This is a genomic window from Candidatus Nitrosotalea sp. FS, assembly GCF_011319475.1.
Taxonomy (GTDB): Archaea; Thermoproteota; Nitrososphaeria; order Nitrososphaerales; family Nitrosopumilaceae; genus Nitrosotalea.
In genome coordinates, this window is sequence record NZ_RCMC01000003.1 from 1 (window position 1) to 5,645 (window position 5,645).

4 protein-coding genes and 1 pseudogene are annotated in these 5,645 nt (G+C 36.1%); 4 read left to right on the forward strand and 1 reads right to left on the reverse strand.

Annotation, left to right across the window (positions count from 1 at the left end; genetic code table 11):
• The 3 genes and pseudogenes from DYY66_RS00020 to DYY66_RS00030 all read left to right on the forward strand — a co-directional run.
• A pseudogene (locus DYY66_RS00020) lies at window positions 1–300 on the forward strand (hypothetical protein); the annotation flags it as partial.
• An 84-nt stretch (window positions 301–384) separates the two neighbouring features.
• Window positions 385–1,878, forward strand: coding sequence for a hypothetical protein (locus DYY66_RS00025; protein ID WP_166285100.1), 1,494 nt, complete (start codon window positions 385–387; stop codon window positions 1,876–1,878).
• 66 nt (window positions 1,879–1,944) lie between these two features.
• A complete protein-coding gene (locus tag DYY66_RS00030) occupies window positions 1,945–2,880 on the forward strand; it encodes an NAD-dependent epimerase/dehydratase family protein (RefSeq protein WP_166285102.1) in 936 nt (311 codons plus the stop codon).
• Window positions 2,881–2,919: 39 nt separating this feature from the next.
• On the opposite strand, the gene DYY66_RS00035 is transcribed toward DYY66_RS00030, so the two are convergent.
• The gene (locus DYY66_RS00035; protein WP_166285104.1) at window positions 2,920–3,978 is read right to left on the reverse strand and encodes a glycosyltransferase family 4 protein; all 1,059 of its coding nucleotides are present in this window, start codon (window positions 3,976–3,978) and stop codon (window positions 2,920–2,922) included.
• Between the two features lie 354 nt (window positions 3,979–4,332).
• Here DYY66_RS00035 and DYY66_RS00040 point away from each other — a divergent pair.
• The coding region (locus tag DYY66_RS00040; RefSeq protein ID WP_218583534.1) for a nucleotide sugar dehydrogenase at window positions 4,333–5,645 on the forward strand (1,313 nt) is incomplete at its 3' end.

The window sequence follows — 5,645 nt, forward strand, 5'->3', positions numbered from 1 at the left end:
CCTGAAAAAATCTACAAGAAACCAAAACAAGGATGGGGTATGAGGCCCATTACTGTTTGGAACAGGGGCTTACGCGAAAAATGTGAGGAATTTGTCTTGGATGGAAATCTGGTTAGAGATGAATGGATAAATAAAAAATGGGTACAGGAAATGTTTTCTCTAATTGAGAAGAAAAAAAGATCAGAGCCTGAATCTACCTATGCATACATAAACAAAATGTGGGATGTTTTGGGATTTGAGATATTTTACATCCAGCGAATTCTTAATAAATCAAAAAATGGAAGTTTAGCAAATTGGTAATGTGCTACATGTTAATGATTTGATTTCAAATATAGTCAAATTACACCATCTCTTTTTATCAGGCTCTTTCCAGCAATCCTGTTATTGAGCAATGTTAGGGTTACGTATTCTGGTCTTATTGCCTTTGTAGTTGGTATCGCAAGCACAATAACAGGATTTGTATTTACAATAATTGTCACAAGAAGACTCAGTCCCGAAGATCTTGGGCTTTGGACACTGATTGGAAGTCTAGTGTCATATGTGGTTATAATTGAACCGATAATTTCCTATTGGACCTCACGACAAATTGCAAGAGGGGAAAAAGTGGGAAAGACTGCAGTTTTAACAAGTGGTGCATTTTCAGCTGCCGCAACTATTGCTTATTTTGTTATGGCAATTTACATTACATATGTACTCAAGACTGATGCAACCAGTATCTTTCTGGCCTCTGTTCTTGTACCACTTACATTTCTTGGGAATACTCTAACAGGAATTAGTCTCAGTCACAAACCACACGCCGTATCGTATGGTATGATTGTATTTGAAATAGCAAAATTGCCCTTGGGATTTGGGTTTGTTTTCATAGGCCAAATGGGCCTTTTTGGCGCTATTCTTGCAACTATCTTTGCAAGCCTGGCCAAAATAATAATTCTATTAATTATGGTCCGTCAAGAATTGTATGATAAAATAAACCTGCAAACTATTAGATACTGGCTGAAATTATTCTGGATACCACTCTATGCAAGCTTTACTGGACTTATTTTCTCATTAGATGTTTTGATATATTCGTTATTGACTAATTCACTAATTGGTCTTGCTTATTGGGGTGTTGCAAATACAATCTCAAACATAGTAATCCATTCTGGGCAGATGTCTCAAGCTCTCTATCCTAAATTATTGGCGCAAGGACGAAAAGAATTTGCCGAAGAAAATCTTAAACGACTGATGTATTTTGCAATACCTATCTTGGCACTTTCCATAGTGCTTGCCAAACCTGCATTATTTGTCCTAAATCCAAAGTATGTTCAAGGATTCTATATTGTATATTTTCTATCGATTAGATCAATAATCAATATATTAACAAACGTATTCTATAACATACTTGCAGCATATGAAACAATTGATTTGGAAAAGCAGGCATCGTTTAGACAATATGTGAAAAGCAAGCTCTTTGTCATACCCACGCTCAGTTATGTGATGAATGGTTCCTATGTAATACTTTTAGCTGTATTTCTTATCACGATAAAAGGAACAACAATGAGTGAAGTGAGTATGGTAATTGTCTGGTCAATTATCTTGCTTGCTACATCTATACCGTTTATGATATATTCACTTGTATTAGTTAAACGCCAATACAAAATCAATTTCCCTATTAAAATAGTGTTGAAATATGCCGGAGCTACTTTGGTGTCATCTGTAGCAATTTACTTTGTATCATCGTCTGTACTTTCTTATGCTATGACTGTCTATGAGTTTGTACCTAGAGTAATTTTATCAGCTGGAATAGGAGGTGGGATATATCTGGGTATTACGTATGCTATTGACAAGTCCACCAGAGAACTGCTTGGATCCATTGCTAAAGAATTGAAAATAAAATAAAATATTGTGATGTAATATTGTGCATATAGTTTAATTATGCGTCTATAAAAGTTGGGATGAAGAAAAGTGAAAGAAGTACTTGTTACAGGTGGAGCAGGTTTTGTCGGTTCACACTTGATTGAGTCACTTGTAAACGAAAATATCAAGGTAACAGTTCTGGATGATTTTTCTAATGGTTCAGAAAAAAATCTACAACAAGTAAAAGATAAAATTCAAATTGAAAAATTTGATATCTCAAATACTGACTGGAATTCTATAAATAAATATAATCCAGATACAATTTTTCACCTTGCAACACATCCTCGTTCCTTTAGTCTTCAAGATCCAAAGAGGAACATGGAAGTAAATGTGCACGGAACTTTGAATGTTTTAGAGTTTGCAAAAAAGAAAGACGCTAAAGTGATCTATACTAGTAATAGTGGAATTTGCGGCGACCCGCAATTTTTACCTGTTACTGAGGAGCATCCGATAGATTGCAAAACTCCCTATGATGCAAATAAGTTAGTAGGCGAACTATATGCAAAGATATACTATAAAATTCATGGAGTGTATTCAGTCATCTTTAGATTGGCCACTGTTTATGGTGAGCGACAAAGAGTCAATGAGAAACTGGGATGGAGGCCTCTAATTGCAACACTTGTAGAAAAAGTCGAAAAAGGGGAAACTCCAATTATACAGTGGGATGGCGAACAAACAAGAGATTTAATTTATGTGAAGGATGTTGTTGACTGCCTAATACTAGGAGCTAAATCAAAAGATCATGGAGGTGAGATGTTTTTACTATCAACTAATACTGAAACATCTGTGAACAAAGCTCATGAAACAGTATGTAAAACAATAGGGAAAAATGTAACACCCAAATATGGAGAGATGTTGCCTGGGGACCTAAGGCGAATGGTTTTGTCTTACGATAAGGCAAAAAAAGCATTTGGCTTTAGTCCTAAAGTGCCAGTGGAAGAAGGCGTACGAAGATACGTTGAATGGTATAGGAAAAATAAATAAAAATCTGCATCGGGAATAAATGCTGTTTCTACACCAGTGTCATATTATTTCATTGTATAATCTGATGCATTTGTCTGCTACAACTTCTAGATTGTGATGCTTGACTGCAAATTCTCTGCTTTGCACAGAGTATTTTTTTCGTGCAGATTTATCTTTTATTAAAATCATTGCTGCCAGAATTTCCTCTTCTGAATTGGCCTGAATTACAGGACATATCTCTCCGAAACATTTTGCATACCACTTTTCATCTATATGTATCACTAAAGGTTTGCCGCATGCCATAGCTTCTATTCCTGCAGTACCGTATGATCCCACATTGAATTGATCAAAAACTGCGTGACAATTTTGATACATGTTTATCAGTTCTTTTTTATCCATGAATTCTTTCCAAATGATGTTTTTTTCTAAATTTAATTTACGAATTAATTCTAGGGATTTTTCGTAATCTGCTCCGTACTTTATCATAATCAACTTTGCCGAGGGATTGTCCTCTATAAATCTAGAAAAGGCTCTCAATAACTTGTCGGTTCCCTTGTATTCCCAGTGTTGTCTATTGGGATGCACAAAAACAAGATCATCCGATTCAGGTTCGTTGGCAACATGATAAAATGAAGTATCCACTCCAAAAGGAAGAAAATATTCTTTTTTGTACTTTAATCCTTCCAATAGTGAATAACAATCAGGATTTGTCATAACTACACACTTGGCATTTGCGAAACTTCGCTTCATCAATCTGTCCGTAAAATTATTCCTGAACGGAATAATTCGTATCCATCCGGTTTCATGTACTACGAAAGGCTTGAAGGTGAATTGTAAAAATGTAGAGGCTGGATAATGTAAATGCAGTAGGTCATATTGTCGTGCTTTCTTATAGAGCTCTACGAAATCTCTTTTGTTTGATAACATGTGTAATGAATCGCCTTTCCATTCGGAAAGCCAAGGCTCATTTTTTCTAGATCCTTCCCAAGAGGGATCGGATATGTTTCCTTCCTTTGCAGAATATATCAAATCCGCCTGTACGTTTTTCATTCGTAAACCCTTGACCAAGTTGTAAGGCGCATTTCCTCTGTTAAACACATGCAATATTTTTAGATCCATTCTCTATCCCATGAAACTTTCATCTAGTATTTTATGGTAGTTCTCTAATCACTCCACCTGATATTTAATACGGCCAGATTCTCTTGCCGTGTTTTTTATTGAATCCAAATTTCATATTACCTAACAAATAAAAAGATCCATTTGAATACTCTGTGAGTAACGCTTGCCAAACCATTTCATTAAATGCACAGACTTGCATTTTTGGCATTATTTGTGAATTGATCATAATCCCGGACTGTGGTTCTGTCTATAATTTGGACAAAGGATGTTGTAAATTTCTATGGTTATGCTACAGATGATAATCAGTATTTATGGCACTAGGTTAAATTACCAGTCATGTGATATTTTTGTAAATTGCCTGAAATTCAGTCTCTTGTAACATCCTACAAAAAAATAATTGCAGTATATGGACTTGGTAACGTGGGAGGGCCTCTTGCAGCGGCATGGCTTAGGGCAGGTGCCAAAATTATAGGTGTTGACATCTCAAAGAAATTGTTATCACAAATCAAGGCAGGAACATCTCACAAAAAGGAACCGTTCATCTCTGATACTTTTACAAAGGCGTTAAACCAAGGCAACATGGAGGTAACAGACAATGGTTCTGAAGCTTCAACAAGATCTCATATCAAGATTGTTGCAGTTCCAGTCGGGCTAAAAGAATCAAAAATCGACCTTTCTGCGCTAAAATCTGTTGCAAAAGATATTGGCCAAGGCCTCAAAAAAGAAGATGCCATATTGATATCACCATCACTACCCCCAGGCACTGCACAAAATATTGTATTACCAATTATTGAAAAGTATAGTAAGCTAAAAGGCGAACAGGATTTTTATTTTGTTTACAACCCTGAGAGAATTTTTGAGGGAAGGGCATTACAGGATATAGAAGAAAATTATCCGGCCATAGTTGCAGGGCTTGGAAAGAAAAGCCTGGAATTTGGAGAAGAATTGCTCAGGATGATATCCAAAAAAGGCGTGTTGACCTTTTCTTCAATTGCAAATGCAGAAGCTGAAAAATTATTTGAAGGCGTATATAGGGATGTCAACATTGCACTTGCAAACGAACTATCGGAATTTTGTGAAAAAGTAGGTGTAAACTATTGGGAAGCAAGAAGGGGTGCCAACTCACAACCATTCTGTCATCTACACTATCCAGGAACTGGTGTGGGTGGTCTGTGTATCCCAGTCTATCCGAGATTTATCATAGAAGCTTCATCAAAGATAGGGAAACATCTCAAGATGGTAGAATTTGCACGAAAAACAAATGATTTGATGCCAATAAAATGCGTAAACGATTCTTTGAAAATGTTGACAAAGAACAAGGTAAAGCTAAAAGGAGCAAAGATTGCAGTTCTAGGATTAGGATTTAGAGGAGAGGTAACTGATTCAAGACTCTCACCAACTTATACTGTAGTAAAGGAATTTCTAAAGAAAGGATGCAAGGTTGCAGTCCATGACCCATACATATTTGAAGATAGCTTGTTACCATTGTCAGTCAAACTATCATCTGATTTGGATGTTGTTGTAGATAGGGCGAGCATGGTCTTTATCTCATCTGATCACAAAACATATGCAAAACTAGATCAAAACTCTTTCTCAAAAGCCAAAAAACCATTGCTTGTATTTGATGGACGAAACATCCTTGACAAGAACAACTTCAAGGACGCATC